Annotated in this window: 15 protein-coding genes; 8 read left to right on the top strand and 7 right to left on the bottom strand. The window is 41.2% G+C overall.

Going from position 1 to position 15,138, the window contains the following annotated elements:
- The first annotated feature begins 70 nt into the window (after positions 1 to 70).
- From ccmA to ccmE, 5 genes are all read left to right on the top strand, one after another.
- Positions 71 to 700 carry a heme ABC exporter ATP-binding protein CcmA gene (gene ccmA, locus I6E83_RS11820; RefSeq protein ID WP_197102179.1) on the top strand — a complete coding sequence of 210 codons (630 nt, stop codon included), beginning with the start codon at positions 71 to 73 and terminating at the stop codon, positions 698 to 700.
- Positions 701 to 850: 150 nt separating this feature from the next.
- A complete protein-coding gene (locus tag I6E83_RS11815; RefSeq protein ID WP_110924123.1) occupies positions 851 to 1,507 on the top strand; it encodes a heme exporter protein CcmB in 657 nt (218 codons plus the stop codon).
- 214 nt (positions 1,508 to 1,721) lie between these two features.
- Positions 1,722 to 2,510, top strand: a complete 789-nt coding sequence (gene ccmC, locus I6E83_RS11810; RefSeq protein ID WP_110924043.1) for a heme ABC transporter permease CcmC — start codon at positions 1,722 to 1,724, stop codon at positions 2,508 to 2,510.
- A gap of 16 nt (positions 2,511 to 2,526) precedes the next feature.
- A complete protein-coding gene (gene ccmD / locus I6E83_RS11805; protein ID WP_110924042.1) occupies positions 2,527 to 2,748 on the top strand; it encodes a heme exporter protein CcmD in 222 nt (73 codons plus the stop codon).
- 245 nt (positions 2,749 to 2,993) lie between these two features.
- Positions 2,994 to 3,494 (top strand): cytochrome c maturation protein CcmE, encoded by a 501-nt coding sequence (ccmE, locus tag I6E83_RS11800; protein ID WP_197102177.1) that lies wholly within the window; start codon positions 2,994 to 2,996, stop codon positions 3,492 to 3,494.
- 417 nt (positions 3,495 to 3,911) lie between these two features.
- Here the strand turns inward: ccmE and I6E83_RS11795 are convergent, their stop codons facing one another.
- The 7 genes from I6E83_RS11795 to I6E83_RS11765 all read right to left on the bottom strand — a co-directional run bounded on the left by I6E83_RS11795 (position 3,912) and on the right by I6E83_RS11765 (position 12,542).
- Positions 3,912 to 4,760, bottom strand: a complete 849-nt coding sequence (locus I6E83_RS11795) for an aldo/keto reductase (RefSeq protein ID WP_197102176.1) — start codon at positions 4,758 to 4,760, stop codon at positions 3,912 to 3,914.
- 397 nt (positions 4,761 to 5,157) lie between these two features.
- A complete protein-coding gene (locus I6E83_RS11790) occupies positions 5,158 to 6,120 on the bottom strand; it encodes a MetQ/NlpA family ABC transporter substrate-binding protein (RefSeq protein WP_197102175.1) in 963 nt (320 codons plus the stop codon).
- Positions 6,121 to 6,349: 229 nt separating this feature from the next.
- Entirely contained in the window at positions 6,350 to 7,006 is a 657-nt protein-coding gene (locus I6E83_RS11785) for a methionine ABC transporter permease (protein ID WP_406947674.1), read from the bottom strand.
- A gap of 48 nt (positions 7,007 to 7,054) precedes the next feature.
- Entirely contained in the window at positions 7,055 to 7,825 is a 771-nt protein-coding gene (locus I6E83_RS11780; protein WP_181416320.1) for a methionine ABC transporter ATP-binding protein, read from the bottom strand.
- 256 nt (positions 7,826 to 8,081) lie between these two features.
- Positions 8,082 to 10,169 carry a sensor histidine kinase gene (locus tag I6E83_RS11775; RefSeq protein ID WP_197102174.1) on the bottom strand — a complete coding sequence of 696 codons (2,088 nt, stop codon included), beginning with the start codon at positions 10,167 to 10,169 and terminating at the stop codon, positions 8,082 to 8,084.
- A gap of 106 nt (positions 10,170 to 10,275) precedes the next feature.
- Positions 10,276 to 10,998 carry a response regulator transcription factor gene (locus tag I6E83_RS11770; RefSeq protein ID WP_110924036.1) on the bottom strand — a complete coding sequence of 241 codons (723 nt, stop codon included), beginning with the start codon at positions 10,996 to 10,998 and terminating at the stop codon, positions 10,276 to 10,278.
- A 278-nt stretch (positions 10,999 to 11,276) separates the two neighbouring features.
- Complete coding sequence (locus I6E83_RS11765) at positions 11,277 to 12,542, bottom strand: efflux RND transporter periplasmic adaptor subunit (RefSeq protein ID WP_197102173.1); 1,266 nt, start codon at positions 12,540 to 12,542, stop codon at positions 11,277 to 11,279.
- Positions 12,543 to 13,234: 692 nt separating this feature from the next.
- Here I6E83_RS11765 and pilG point away from each other — a divergent pair.
- The 3 genes from pilG to I6E83_RS11750 all read left to right on the top strand — a co-directional run bounded on the left by pilG (position 13,235) and on the right by I6E83_RS11750 (position 14,790).
- Positions 13,235 to 13,612 carry a twitching motility response regulator PilG gene (pilG, locus tag I6E83_RS11760; RefSeq protein ID WP_110924035.1) on the top strand — a complete coding sequence of 126 codons (378 nt, stop codon included), beginning with the start codon at positions 13,235 to 13,237 and terminating at the stop codon, positions 13,610 to 13,612.
- A gap of 281 nt (positions 13,613 to 13,893) precedes the next feature.
- Positions 13,894 to 14,256 carry a response regulator gene (locus I6E83_RS11755; RefSeq protein ID WP_110924034.1) on the top strand — a complete coding sequence of 121 codons (363 nt, stop codon included), beginning with the start codon at positions 13,894 to 13,896 and terminating at the stop codon, positions 14,254 to 14,256.
- A 3-nt stretch (positions 14,257 to 14,259) separates the two neighbouring features.
- Positions 14,260 to 14,790, top strand: coding sequence for a chemotaxis protein CheW (locus I6E83_RS11750; protein WP_197102172.1), 531 nt, complete (start codon positions 14,260 to 14,262; stop codon positions 14,788 to 14,790).
- Positions 14,791 to 15,138 lie beyond the last annotated feature (348 nt).

The raw sequence follows: 15,138 nt of genomic DNA, 5'->3' as shown, positions 1-15,138 counted from the left end.
TTATGCCATGAACATCGCATTGGTTTGTGGTGAATATTGATTACTGTTTGATAAATAATGAGAGGTTTTGATGACAGCTTTGGATACGCCTTTACTGGTGCTTGATGGTTTGACAGTCCAGCGCGGTGAAATACCTTTATGTGAAGAAGTCTCTCTCAATTTATCTGCAGGTAGCCTCTGTCATTTAGTTGGTGCGAACGGTACAGGTAAAACGACACTATTGATGCAGCTGGCTGGATTACTGCCAGTCATTACTGGTGAGGTTGTTTACCAAGGGGCTGTAAGTCTGCCTATTCAGCCTTTATATGTCTCGCACCAGCTGGGTATTCATCCAAATCTCACCGTCGCGCAAAATCTAACATTTCTACTGAATTTATATGGTATCACACCCAGTGTCACTGATATCGATGATGCGCTCGCTTGGGTAGGATTACAAGGGTTTGAGACCGTTAGCTCAAGTCATTTATCTGCTGGGCAGACTCGCCGTATTACCCTCGCAAGATTATATCTACTAACCCCTGATATCACACCTTTGTGGTTACTTGATGAGCCTTTTACTGCGCTTGATGTCGATATGGTGGTACGAATGGAAGACAGATTAAGTGACTTTGCCAATGCCGGTGGCTCGATATTAATGACCAGTCATCAGGCCGTTGGTGTTGCCAATCAAGTGCTCGATTTGTCAGATTATATGGTGTGAATGCGATAGCTATAAGAAGTGCGATAGCTCCAATAAGTATGATAACTATAAGCAGTATAGGTAAAAGGACGGATAATGACAGACAGCCCCGTACAAACAACAGATAAAGGCTCGAACGTTATCGTATCAGCTGTGCGCGGCATCAGTTTTATGCAGTTATGGCGTCGTGAATGGCAAGTGAAGCAGCAAGGAGCAGTGCAGTGGTTGTATCCTTTAGTACTGTTTCTGGTCATTATTACGTTATTTCCGCTAGCAGTAGGTAGCGAGCCTGCGCTATTGCAGCGGCTAGGTGTGTCTGCCGTATGGATTGCTGCGCTATTATCACTAGTAATGGGCGTTGATGGGTTATTTAAGCCGGCACTTGATAATGGTACGCTCGCACAGTTGGTCGTTGCCAACGCTTCATTGCCATTGTGGGTATTGATACGTTTGGTGATTCATTGGATTTTTAGTAGTGGTATTGTGGCAGCGCTGAGTTTGCTTGCCGTACCATTGTTTCAGCTCAGTTGGTTTGAGGCGTGGATACTAATGGCCTCTATTGTGACGGGTAGTCCCATGCTGTTGATGCTGTCAGCAGTTGCCAGCAGTTTAACGCTATCATTGAAAAATGGCGCGGTGCTCGTGCCATTAATCGCTTTGCCAATGCAGTTGCCGGTATTGATTTTTGCGACTGGTGCCGTTGATTTATTCGCTTCTGGTCTGAATGGTTTGCCTATTTTAGCGCTGTTATTAGCAGGCAGTATTATTTCAGTTTTGATCATGCCATGGGTAATTGCGATGACCTTAAAAATGGCGTGGCTTAATTAAAAACCAAGTAGGATGCATCAACATTCCTCATAAAAAACCTTTGTATTAACAGCCTGTTGAAAACGGGTAATTTTGCTATAATAGCCAACTTAATACGTAAACAATCACTTGTAGATTCTATCCAGTGTTTAACGCCAGCAGGTTCATAGATAATAGCGCCCATAGTGTGCTGTGTCCGTTATGACCAAAGAGCTGCGCAAATAGGTTTATCCCCATGCCCAACCTGAATAACGTCTCATCTCCTAGCCTGTGGCAGCGCATTTGGCAAGGCTTTTTGACCACTGTGGGTACCAAGGAGTTTTTCCGTATCTTTGGACCTTGGGTTAAGTGGTTGGCCATATTAGCCAGTATTTGCCTGCTGATAGGTAGCGTTTGGGGGCTTGCTTTTGCGCCGCCCGACTACTTGCAGGGCAATAGCTACCGCATTATCTTTATCCACGTACCAGCTGCTGGTCTTGCGATTTCTATTTATTTTGCGCTCGCTATACTAGGGGCAATTTATTTGGTCTGGAAGATTAAGACGGCCAGTTTGGTGGCGCAGGCGATTGCTCCCATAGGCTTCTTGCTCTGTATTATTAGCTTGATTACAGGCTCTATTTGGGCAAAACCCACTTGGGGCACTTATTGGGTTTGGGATGCACGCTTAACATCTATGCTGATTTTGGCATTCTTATATGCCGGTGTCATGGCATTGTTCGCAGCCTTTGAGCATACTGCCAATCGAGGCAAAGCGGCAGCCATTTTATCGATTGTTGGTGCCGTGAACTTACCGATTATCAAGTACTCAGTACAGTGGTGGAATACGTTGCATCAAGGTTCGACTTTTAGTTTGACCTCAGCGCCAAAGATGTCGGCAGATATGTGGATGCCATTGCTATTGATGGTAATTGGTAGCTATTTACTGGTGGCAACGTTAGCGATTTATCGTACCAATACTTTGATATTGTATCGTGACCAAGGCAAAGCATGGGTGAAAGAATACATCCGTGGTCAACATAAATAACGGCTAGGAAACGATTATGCAGCCCTATTTTTATAGCGTATCTGAGTTCATCGCCATGGGTAAGCATGGTGTTTTTGTTTGGTCATGTTGGGCCATCACGGTTGGCGCGATGCTGATTTTTATTGCTTATAGTCGCCGCCAGAGACAAGCTCTTATCAAGCAGCTGACAATTCAGCAAGCACGACAGGCACAGCGTACGACTAAAGCAACACCATCTGCGACCAAGCACTCTCGTTAAAAAAAACATTTCGATATCATGACTTTAGTGCATAGATGGTCAGTGAGCCATTTATCAATGGGTAACATCATACCTCACTATAAGGCCTATTGATTTGTCCGAAAAATGCTACCATATAGCCGTTAGAAGAGTACGATTAGAAAGACATTTTTAGAAAGTTTTTCTAATGGTAGTTTCTTCAAATTTTTCTGTTTTATAGATTGATTATGGTTTGTAAAACAGCGACTCATCAATGAGGTAGTGGTATGAATGCAGTTCGTCGCAAAAAACTGATGTGGGTTATGTTTACGCTTGCAGGAGCCGCAATAGCCGTGGTGCTGGTGCTGTATGCTATTGGGCAACAGACGGATTACTACTTTGACGCTACTGCCATCGCCAAAGGTGAAGCGCCACAAGATAAGCGAATTCGTGCAGGTGGTATGGTGGTTGCAGGTAGCGTACAGCGTGCAGCAGATAATCCACTGAATGTTGAGTTTGCGATTACTGATTTTGAATCAACCGTTCCAGTGACTTATCAAGGGATTTTGCCAGATTTATTCGCTGAAAACTCAGGTGTGGTTGCCACTGGCAAAATGCAAGGCGATACCTTTGTGGCTGGTGAAGTATTGGCTAAGCATGATGAAAATTATATGCCTCCAGAAGTGGCCAAATCAATGAAAGAGAACAATCGTAGCGGTGCCGTACCATCTTCTGAGCAATACAATCCTGCTGAAAAGGTTCATGAGACTGATACGCTGCAGCAGTAATACAGTCATTCCACTATAAAAGTATTACTGCGTTAACCTCGCTTGAAGTATTTAATATACATCTACGCTCGGTTGCCTTGTACTACTTTTAAATTGAATCGACTGTATTTGAACAAATTTAATCAAAAAAAAGAGCCGCTAAAATCAATTAGCGGCTCTTTTTTTATATGATTTTCAGAGTATATCCTAGGGCGTGTCTTCAATTCACCGGATAGTCATCTAAATAGGCTAAAAATGGCTAAATCTTTCCAAACGGCGTCAAATAGCTGACTAATATCTCGATATTATCTGCGCTATTTTTCTTGTTTGACGGCAATTTATCTCATTTTTATCACCATTTTTGAAATGAAGACACGCCCTAATCAAATATGTGCTTTGCTCGTTTAAATTTAGAATACGCTCTAATATGACGGAATATTAGTCATCCCATACAGGGCTATAGTCAGGATGTTCAATTTTACGACCAGCACTACTAGCTAAGTTGCCAATCTCTTCTAATTCTTCAGCACTCAATTGCACATTGAGGGCATCTAAGTTGCCTTGTAAATGGTCAGGGTTTGCAGTCTTCGGAATGGCGACACGATGCTTATCTGATAAAATCCAAGCCAATGATATCTGCGCTGGTGTCACATTATGCTTATCTGCAATTTCTTTGATGGTATCGTTATCAAACACATCACCACGCGCGAGCGGTGAGTAAGCTTCTAATAAAATATGGTGATTGTTCAAAAAATTCTGCAAAGTATTTTGCTTGATGAACGGATGAAACTCAACCTGATTGACCACAATTGGTACGTCAGCGTACTTTTTAGCTTCAATAATATTAGCGATATTAAAGTTAGATACTCCGATGTGACGCGTTAAGCCCTGTTTCTGTAGTTCACACAATGCAGGAATGGTTTCAGACAGTGGGACACGATCATCAGGCCAGTGTAACAGCAGTAAATCAACGTAATCAGTGTCTAAATCTTCCAAAGAGCGCTTAGCCGCTGCGATTAGTTTTTCTGGTTGAAACTTCATATCGTCAGGAAATATCTTCGTGGTCAAAAAGAACTTGTCGCGGGCCACACCGGATTGTTTGATACCTTGACCAACTTCTTTTTCATTGCCATAGGCCTGAGCAGTATCGATATGCTCGTAACCCATTTCTAACGCTTGTTTGACGACCTCAATGCAATCCTGTCCGGTTGATTGCCATGTACCCAGACCTAGTACAGGGATGTTTGCTTGTCCAGCGGTACGGATTTTATAGTTTTTAACACTCATATTATTATCCTTATAGTTTATTATTTAATTTATCAGCAATAGTTATATTTAATTTTGCCTAGTAACTATTGAGCTCATCTACTATAGGAAAAATCAGTGTGAAGTGAAAGAGCGAGTGACGGTTTCCTACAAAGGACTAACAGGTTGTAACGTCATTTTTACTATATAAGTTATTCCGCTATAAAAGTATTACTGCGTTAATCTTGTTTAATCTCCCATTTCTAGTACTTTCACTGGGCTTCGTTATATCCAAATTATGTTGGATAGACTACGAGTAATTGTTTGCCGTTCATAAAATTGAGATCAAAAAAAGCCCATCATTCGTGAATAATGGGCTTTTACTACTTAAGCTCAAAAATGGTTTATTTAGAGCAACCATTTTTGAGTGTTAGTCTACTTACTGAGCAGCTGCTTCAGCTTCAGCTTCAGCAGGTGCAGCGGCATCAGTCTGTGCACCATGATCAGCGCCCCAGATTTTTGGATACTTATAACCTGGGAAAGTGTCATGAGCGTACTTTTTGAAAGCTTCTGAATTATAAGCGTTGGTTACGTCTTCAACCCATTTTTTGCCAGTATCAGCAGACTTAATCGCTGACCAGTTGACATAAGAGAAGCTTGGCTCTTGGAATAGAGCTTCAGTTAGCTCGATACCCGCATCCGTTGCATAGTTACCGTTAATAACGGCAAAGTCAACTTCATCACGGGCGCGTGGCAACTGAGCTGCTTCTAATTCAATGATGTCGATATCGTACTTACTGTTATCAGCAATATCAGCTTTTGAGGCAGTCAATGGATCGATATTGTCTTTTAGGGTAATCCAACCAAGATCGTTCATCATAACCAAAGCACGTGCAAAGTTACTTGGATCGTTTGGTGCAGAGACGCTCATGCCTTTGAAAGCAGCGTCAAGCGTGTTCTTTTTACCTGAGTAAATGCCAAGCGGAGCCGTTGGTACTTGGAATGCTTCTACTAGATCAAGATTGTTTTCTTTTTTGAAATTATCAAGATAAGGCTTATGCTGGAAAATATTGATATCCAAATCACCTTCAGCCAATGCAAGGTTAGGGCGTACATAGTCAGTAAAGGCAATCAGTTCAACTTCATAGCCTTGAGCTTCAAGTGAGCCTTTTACTTGGTTACGTACCATATCGGCAAAGTCACCTTCGGTAGTACCGATAATGATTTTTGTATGCTCAGGATCGATATCACTAGCAGCAGTTTCTGCAGTTGATCCTTCAGTCACAGGCTCTTGAGTCGCTTCTGGTGCTGATGAATTGCTACAGCCAACTAACACTAGGCCTGATACACCAACAGCGGCAAATGCAGTCGCCAACTGACGGCTGATATCTGTTAATTTCATGGAACTTCCTTAATAAGAGGTATGGGATAAAGGGTTAAGTAATGACCATTAAAAAAGCAACATTATCAATAGTAATGCTGCTGAGTTAACGACTGTTAATTTAGTAACAAAATTAAAGGGTCTTAGTAACAAAGTCAAGCGTTTTGCTTAGTATGAATCGGCATCAAGCCTTGAGTATTATTCATATAAGCATTGTCTTACTTGGTTTTGTTTTTTATTGGAACCGTTTCTAGCGTTTATCCAAGCGAGTGGCCAACCAGTTACCAGAGGCCTGAATCGAGATGACCATTATCGACAATACGATAACGATAAAAATCATCACCTCAGTTTGATAACGATAATAGCCATAACGAATGGCCAAATCACCCAGACCGCCACCACCAATCATACCTGCAGCTGCTGAATAAGAGAGCAGGCTAATACAAAGTATAGTCACGGACAATACCAGTCCTGATCGTGCTTCATTGAGCAAAACTTTGATGATGGTCAGAGGACGTGCGCCCATCGATTCAGTGGCTTCAATAATACCGCGCGGCACTTCACGTAAGTTTTGCTCGACCAAACGGGCAAAGTAAAACGAACCCGCGATAGCGAGTACTAATGATGCGGCAATAGGGCCAATACCAGTACCTACGATGGCTTTGGTAAAAGGGCTCATAGCAATCATTAGAATCACAAAAGGGAACGCACGCATAAAGTTGGTGATACCACCAAGCACACCATACAGCGTCTTATTTTGCAAAAACTGTCGATCACTGGACAAAAATAAAAATATGCCAAACAGACCACCAATGACAATTGCGACTGTTGTAGAAATACCAAGCATAATAAAGGTATCGATAAAGGCACTTATAATTTCTTTGCGCAGCACCAATAACTTATCTATCGAGGCGGATAATTCACTACCAGTTAACATGTTTTTTCTCCTGCCTCATTAGTCTTCGTGCACTAAGCCTTGGCCAATAGGGGTGGTTGCCTGAATCAGACCGTCTTTGACATCTGCAACTTCTAGTAGTTGTCCTTGATGTAGCAATGCGGCGCGATCGCAGAGTCTACGAATGACACTCATCTCATGAGTCACAATGACAATGGTGACTCCAAGTTGCTCATTGATATCACGTAAGCATGTCAGCAAACTACGGGTCGTCGCAGGATCTAGCGCACTGGTTGGCTCATCGGCCAACAGTACTTTTGGACTGGGTGCGATTGCGCGGGCGATACCAACACGCTGCTTTTGTCCACCTGATAGCTGGGCAGGGTAGTGGCCAGCACGATCGGTTAAGTCAACGATTGCTAGACAATCCATAACGCGTTTATGAATGTCACGGCTTGGATAACCAGAGATTTTTAAGTTAAATGCCACGTTATCAAAAACAGTTTGATTAGACATCAGGTTAAACTGCTGAAAAATCATACCAATATTATGACGTGCGATACGCAGCTCACTGGCAGATAACGTCGTTAAGTCAGTACCATCGATGATGACTTGACCAGCATCTGGGCGTTCCAGCATATTAATCAGACGCAATAAGGTTGATTTACCGGCACCTGAATATCCCATTAGGCCGAATATTTCGCCTTGTTGGATAGTGAGAGATGTCGGCTCAACGGCAGTAAACCAATGCGGTTTGCCGTTTTTGTCCTTGATTGATCGGTCGCTTAAGAAGCTTTTGGTCACATCGTTTAAGACAATCATGTCATTCATGGAGGGCTCAAAATTCAATAATATTTTAATAGTCATGAACGTGTTGTTTCGCTTCCACTACTGTGTAAGAAGCCAATTAAAAAACAACCGTTAACAACCCTATAATAAGGGGCGCTAATATAGCATATTATCAAGCACTTTGGATATGCACATCCGTGACAGGCTTATGACTAATAGCTATTAGTAGTGAGAACTTTGAGGAAATGAGAGAGTAGTGAAGGCGTGATAGGAAATGTGCATTTGATAGCACGATTAACTAATCATGCTGGTGGTAATGCGGATCATGCTCGACTGGTATGATGACTAAAAACCGAGTATAGCCATTGAGTGTGTCGGTGAGAATACGGCCTTGGTGTGCAGTGACAATTTGCGACACTAAAGACAAGCCTAGTCCAGAGCCTTTATTTTTTTGCTGTAAACGTACAAATGGACTGAATACTTCTTCACGTTTGTCTTCAGGAATACCTGTACCTTCATCAATCACTGCTAGTACTGCATATTTCGGTAATGGGCGTACAGGTTCCACTTTAGCTTTCTTTATATGCTTGGCAAATAGGCTTTCTTTGCGTGGTGAATTCTGAGTTTCAACAGTATTTTGATCATTATTTTTAGAGTCATTCTGCATGCCGGTTTTGGTGTTATTTTTCGCGATGCCAGAATCAATAGATGCTTTATTCGTTTTTTGACCGTCTTTTGAATGAATGCTTGTATCGCTATCAGTAGACACCTCAGTATCGGGAACGATTCTCCAAATAACTTTTTTGATTCTGTCGGTCAAATCATTGGTAAAGCTATAATAGTCAGCAATCAATGAAGATTCGCTACTGGTCTCAACTGTATCGCTGAGGTTTGTTGAATTTTTAGTAACATCAGCATCTGTCTGCTCACCTTTAGCATTGTCTTCTATAAGAGTAACACTAGCTTCTAGGTTTTCGTCATCAGTATCTGGCGTAATGCTTGTACCGTTTTTATAGATAGGCGGTGCTGGTAATATATCTTTGGTATCTGTTATTTCAGACTTGCTCTTATCAATAGTATTCAACGAATCATCTAAATCTGAAGCGTTGTGAGTACCATTTTCGCTGACATCGATGGGTGCATCATAAGATTCGAAATCAGAGCTACCATAATCAGCAAAGCTGTTGCATAACACGGTTTGTAGTAGATAGTCAGGAACGTTATCAGCTTCATCGATCGTTTGAACACCGTACAGCAATACAGTCACTGGCGGTTTGCCATGTAACATTGCATTGGTTAGTAAGTTGCGGATTAAGTGAGTCAACATCGATGACTGGCCATCAATGACGATGTGCTCACCAATTAGAGTGGCTTCAGGATAATGCTGGCGTTCTTGATTGACTAAGTCGTATAAATCTAAATGCTCAACTTGTTGCAGGGCATGACCAGCATCTAAACGGCTGACCAGTAAAATACTCTCTACTAAATCATTAAGTCCTGATAAGTCGCGATTGATTGCATGAGCACGCTTATCAAATTTTGCTTTGGTATCGGTTGGTAGCGCACCAGTCAGCATGTCCATCATTTCGATTTGCAGGCGAATACGCGTAATGGGCGTACGTAGCTCATGAGAGGCATGTGCCAATAGTAAATTATTAGCATCGATAAGATGTTCGATTTTTTGTGCAGCTTGGTTAAATCCGCGTGCCAATGAAGCAATCTCATCGTTACCGCGAGCATTCACTCGTACCGTAAAGTCACCATCACCCAATTGAGTCATCTGTTGGCTCATCTGATTGATACGCCAAGTAATGGTTCGAGCAATCCACCATAGGACACCTGCCATAATGAATAGCAGCAATAGCGTGCCTGTGAATAAATTCAGGGCAGCAGAGAGTACGGGTTTTTTTGGTGGCAAGCGTGATTCATATAACAGTGTATAGCCAGTAGCGCTATAGACCTGAGCTTGCTTGGTAGGAGACGTTTCTGCAAATGAAGGGAAAACACGAGATAACAAAGAAGGCGGTTCTGGCAGCTCTAGCGGTAGGTCACTGTTGTCTGTTTGCATGAGCAGCCGACCTTGGCTGTCATACAAGCCCATCTTAGCTTGTAAAGACTCATCAAAGATATCAAAGCTTTTTTTAACCACTGCCAACATAAAGCGAGACTGTAAGCGATTGTCTCGGCTAATGGAAGTATTTAGTTCGTGCAAGAAGGGGTCTATCTGTCCCAAAATTTGTGTGGCGAGTACTTCTGAGCGAATACCTGCATCTTTATCATGCACAAGTTGCGTCAACAGCACCATAGCCACTGCAAATAAGATAAGTGCCATCATGACACTGGCAAACAACTTGGCAAATACGGAACGAAAACCCAACTGCTGCATTAAACCATCTCTATTATTGGACGCTTATATCGATGCATCCTATTGATTTTGTAAAACTGAATCAACAGGATGGTTGTTTTCTCGATCCGTCAGCTGTTTTCTATGATCAAACCTGATCAGTGGCAAATTGATAACCAACACCGCGTACCGTGATGATACGTTTTGGCTGGCGTGGATTGTCTTCAATTAAAGCTCTCAAGCGTGAGATATGAACGTCAATGGCACGATCGATATTGTCTGAGCTATCATCGTTTGGCATGGCTTGCCAAAGTTGCTCACGATTCAGTACTTTACCAGAATGCGTGGCAAAATAATGCAACAATTGGAACTGATGCGTCGTCAAACGTACAGCTTCATCATCGATAGTGACTTCATGGCTATCAGGGAATACACTCAAACGGCCAAAAGTCAAACTGTCTGACTGGCTATCTGCTTGATTCGGTTGCTCGTGACGACGAATGACAGCACGAATACGTGCTAGCAGTTCACGCGGTTCAAAAGGCTTAGAGATATAGTCATCAGCACCCATCTCAAGACCTAACACGCGATCGGTTGTATCACCTTTCGCTGTCAGCATGATGATTGGCACTTTGTTGGTCATGTTGTTTTTGTTGCCGCGAATTTTTTGACATACCTGCATACCATCCATATCAGGTAGCATCAAATCAAGAACAACCAAGTCAATATCACGCTCTTTGGTGTCTAATAATTCAAGCCCTTCTTGACCAAGACCTGCATGATGCACATCATAATAGTTCATGGTTAAATAATCGCTGATCAATTCAGCTAAATCAGGATCATCTTCAATCAATAAAATTTGCTTACTCATGGGTTATCCTCTAGTTGTTGTTATGGTTTATCAAAAGTTTCATATGCTCTAATATTTAAATCATGACAAATACGTCAATGATTTTAATTTCTAAGGCATTCAAACTATCAAGCCTCTAAGATTTCAAAGTTTCTTTCATGGTTAGCTAGTATCTAGCCAATAATTATTAGCGATTTATAATACTATCTATAGTACCGCTATATTGCCTAATTAGGCTGTTACAAAACAAGAGAGGCTTTGTTAATATTTCTACACAATGTAACTGTCGGTATGAATGACTACGAAACATTGACCTTTTTACCGTCAGAATCAAGCGGCAAATCAGCCAAACAAATCAGACTGTCATTGTTAATACCTGCAATCAAATATTGTTCTGTCGAGGGGTTGTACTCGACTACCTCAATAGGATATCGCTTTAAATGCTGATCTTGTCCGATAATCCAGACATTAGCCGTCAGTGGCTTGAGTGGTTTATACGGTGGCGCTTGCAACTCTGTCAAGTCGACATCGTGTAGCGCGCGCTTTGGCACAATAGTACCCACGTCTATCTGACCATAATTGACTCGCCCGGTTACTTGCATATTTGGTAATAACTGCTTACGACTGACCTCATTGTCAATAACATCAACATTGACCATAAGTCTTTTCGGTTGACTGGTCGCAGTCAGCTTACTGATTTGTCCCGTAAATTTTTCTAAGATATTTTCAGCAGTAAAATTGACAGTCTGACCTACCGACAGTTGGGGTTCAGCTTGAATAGGTAGCATAGCAGTAAAGTGTAATTTAGTCTCATCACTAAATTTCAGGAGTGGCATTCGAGCTTCTAGCTTTTGACCCGCTTTTGCATACAGGTTTTCTACACGTCCTGAAAAGCTTGCACGGATAGTAATCAGTTTATATTGAGGCTTTGAGTTCTCTATACCCTTACTACTATTAACCTCATCATCACCATCACTTGAGCTAGTTATAGCTGCATTTGTCGTTAATGGCTCTGTGCCATTAGATAAAGTTTTCTTAATGGTTGTATCATTATTTACTGCAGGTTGATTGGGTTTAGCGTTTGCGCTGGTATCTTGAGCATTAGTCTGTTTGGCAACATCAGTACCACTTTGCACCTCAGTGTCTTGATCAGGCTTACCGGAATCTGCCGCTGTATCATCTGATGTATTAGATGAGTTGACCGTTTTACTTTCTGTTTCCAATCGTCTGACAATGAGTAGTGGTGTGCCTTTTTCTACCCATTGGCCTTTAGTAACCAAGATCTCTTCTACATTGATAGGATGTACTGTCACAAATTGGGTCTGCTTAATAGGTTCAATATTGCCTTGTAGGCCAAGACTAGGCTGGTAACGCGAGGGTTTTATACTCAATATATGATCAGGTGTAATGGTCACACTGTCATTGGTAATGATAACCGGCGTATCTACTGTTGGATTGTTTTCAGTGGCCACTGGATCATCGGTAGGCGCTGGCGGCTGACAGGCAGCAATGAGTAAAGCACTCAATAAATAGCTGCTGTTTTTTAAAATTTTGGAAACTGTCATCGCGTTCACCATAGTAGTTATCATTTTATTATATAGTGAATTACAGTGCGGTGAAACGGCTGCTAAACACTTACTTCATTTTATAAATATGCGATTACCAGACCGAATAATGTTAAAGATAGCAAATATAGCTAGCAAAAAAATGCTCTACATTACTGGTCAGTTCGTATATTGACTCGGTTATGACTAGAAAAGGATCGATAATTGTGCTAAAAACGAATCTGATAAAGCATATTGATACATTTATAGAACAAAGGAAGATTATTCAGCAATATTTCCATCGTTTCTATATAATGTAGAAATATCATAAAGTTGTCGACTATTTTGATTTGCACTATCTCTGTTTAGATAGCAATTCAAACGGTTAGTGGGGGAAGTGCTTTACGTGATACAAAAAGAGCCCTATCTTAATTAGTGATAACGAAAGTTGAGTGATTCACCTAAAAAGCTTATTTTTTGGCTCATTTTTTTAAGTTTATTAATAAAAAAGTGCGTATAGTAACTCATGTTGACAGCATGTTTGATAGGCCGATACTGACAGATAGTAGGTTCGCTGTCATAACACATGGTAATGCAAATTTAGCTGTTCGTATCAATCCGATAATAAGTGATATGACACGTTTAAATAACAGTTAAATTTTTGTATTGATCGATAGAATTACGAACAAATAGTCGTTTATAGGACAGTGATAATGGAAAATGATTTTAATGGTTTGAAAGTAATGGTTATTGATGATTCAAAAACCATTCGCCGTACCGCAGAAACCTTACTTCAAAAAGCGGGCTGCGAAGTCGTGACTGCTATTGACGGCTTTGATGCTTTAGCAAAGATTGTTGATAACAACCCAGACATTATTTTTGTCGATATTATGATGCCACGTTTAGATGGTTATCAGACTTGTGCTCTGATAAAAAACAACCCTGACTATGCTAACAAACCAGTCATTATGCTGTCTTCCAAAGATGGCTTATTTGATAAAGCACGTGGTCGTATTGTTGGTTCTGATGAGTATCTGACAAAGCCGTTTAGTAAAGACGAGCTGTTTGAGGCAATCAACCAGTACCGCTAAAACAGCAAGTGTCAGTGTCAGTAATAAAGTATGTACATCTGCAAATATAAAGTTTCGTTTAGGCTTATTGTTGGTATGATTTATGCATGTTTTTGTAGGTTGGGTTACAAAGCCAAAATACTTAACATGAGTGACAATTAATAATAATTGCTCAATATTTCATAACAACTGTTAAAAAAGTGATTTTGCCACTTATTTCTGGCAAATGACTTTTACTCAGGTTGTCTCAATAATATAACAACATATCCTCTTGGATATTTTCGAAAATAAAGGAAATTCCCATGACTACCGTTTTAGTCATTGACGACTCGCCATCTGAGATGGCGAAATTTCGCGATATGCTTGCTAGACATAATTTTCAAGTATTAGAGGCGACAAATGGTGAGCAAGGCTGTCAAATGGCTGTTGATCACTTACCAGATGTCATCTTGATGGATGTAGTGATGCCTGAGATGAATGGCTTCCAAGCCACTCGAAAAATTACTCGTGGTAAAACGACTGCTCATATCCCTGTGATTATGATCAGTACTAAAAATCAAGAAACAGATAGAGTTTGGGGAAAGCGTCAAGGCGCTAAAGAGTATATCGCCAAACCAGTTGATGAAAATAGCTTGGTTAATATCATTCGCAAAGTAATGGAGTAGCTTGTGGCTTCCAAAGGGTTTATTGAGCTTCTGCGTTTAGCAGATTTGGCACGCGCGCGCAAAAGTGGTCGCCGCGGTGGACAAGAGTATGATTGGCAAGGTGTGGTGTTTGATATTGGTGGACAGCGTTTGGTTGCGCCGATGGGTCAGGTATCAGAAGTATTAGCCATGCCAGAGTATACCAGCTTGCCTTTAGTAAAACCTTGGATGCTGGGTATCGCTAATATTCGTGGACGTCTACTACCAATAACCGATTTGTCTCGGTTCCTACAGGTTCCTAGTGGCTTAACGCAAATGAGCCAACGTAAAGTCATTGTCATTGATCATGACAATCTCTTTTCAGGACTGGTAGTAGACCAGGTTATTGGTATCGAACAATTTACGCATGACCAGTACCGTGCAGAGGCAATTGAATCTAGTTCGCCTTTTGCACCTTATAATCATGGTAAGTTCTTTAAAAATGAACAAGATTGGTATGTCTTTATGCCCAGTTTACTCGCACAAGACTTACAATATACCGATGCTGCAATATAGCTATCGATAACAGATATTTGACTGTTAAGGCTATGATCAAGTAATAGCGCACGACACAGTTAGATATCAGCATTCACACAGGCTTTGTTAATCACTATTGTTTTATAACAATAAGATTGTCAAAGTCAGTCACGATAAGACTTTGATGATTGTTTTAAAGGAATACGCACGATGAGTGATGTTATAAATAAACCTGTAGCTGGTACACCCAATGCAACAGCGGGTGGTGCAAACGCTAATAGTGAGTGGAAACTATTATTAGTGCTTTTTGTTTCGATAAGTGTGGCTTGTCTGATTTGGTTGGTAAACTCCTTATCATCAGTGAGTCAGTATTTTTCTGACTTTACT

It is taken from the genome of Psychrobacter sp. SZ93C1, assembly GCF_015864635.1.
Lineage (GTDB): Bacteria > Pseudomonadota > Gammaproteobacteria > Pseudomonadales > Moraxellaceae > Psychrobacter > Psychrobacter fozii.
The sequence above is the reverse complement of the archived record's forward strand: the minus strand, read 5'-3'. Positions and strand labels throughout refer to the sequence as shown.

Excerpts from the sequence above, each read along its gene's own strand:
- ccmC (WP_110924043.1), top strand. The coding sequence starts at position 1,722 with ATGCCCAACCTGAATAACGTCTCATCTCCTAGCCTGTGGCAGCGCATT.
- ccmA (WP_197102179.1), top strand. The coding sequence starts at position 71 with ATGACAGCTTTGGATACGCCTTTACTGGTGCTTGATGGTTTGACAGTC.
- I6E83_RS11815 (WP_110924123.1), top strand. The coding sequence starts at position 851 with ATGCAGTTATGGCGTCGTGAATGGCAAGTGAAGCAGCAAGGAGCAGTG.
- ccmE (WP_197102177.1), top strand. The coding sequence starts at position 2,994 with ATGAATGCAGTTCGTCGCAAAAAACTGATGTGGGTTATGTTTACGCTT.
- I6E83_RS11780 (WP_181416320.1), bottom strand. The coding sequence starts at position 7,825 with ATGAATGACATGATTGTCTTAAACGATGTGACCAAAAGCTTCTTAAGC.
- I6E83_RS11790 (WP_197102175.1), bottom strand. The coding sequence starts at position 6,120 with ATGAAATTAACAGATATCAGCCGTCAGTTGGCGACTGCATTTGCCGCT.
- I6E83_RS11765 (WP_197102173.1), bottom strand. The coding sequence starts at position 12,542 with ATGACAGTTTCCAAAATTTTAAAAAACAGCAGCTATTTATTGAGTGCT.
- pilG (WP_110924035.1), top strand. The coding sequence starts at position 13,235 with ATGGAAAATGATTTTAATGGTTTGAAAGTAATGGTTATTGATGATTCA.
- I6E83_RS11775 (WP_197102174.1), bottom strand. The coding sequence starts at position 10,169 with ATGCAGCAGTTGGGTTTTCGTTCCGTATTTGCCAAGTTGTTTGCCAGT.
- I6E83_RS11770 (WP_110924036.1), bottom strand. The coding sequence starts at position 10,998 with ATGAGTAAGCAAATTTTATTGATTGAAGATGATCCTGATTTAGCTGAA.
- I6E83_RS11795 (WP_197102176.1), bottom strand. The coding sequence starts at position 4,760 with ATGAGTGTTAAAAACTATAAAATCCGTACCGCTGGACAAGCAAACATC.
- I6E83_RS11755 (WP_110924034.1), top strand. The coding sequence starts at position 13,894 with ATGACTACCGTTTTAGTCATTGACGACTCGCCATCTGAGATGGCGAAA.
- ccmD (WP_110924042.1), top strand. The coding sequence starts at position 2,527 with ATGCAGCCCTATTTTTATAGCGTATCTGAGTTCATCGCCATGGGTAAG.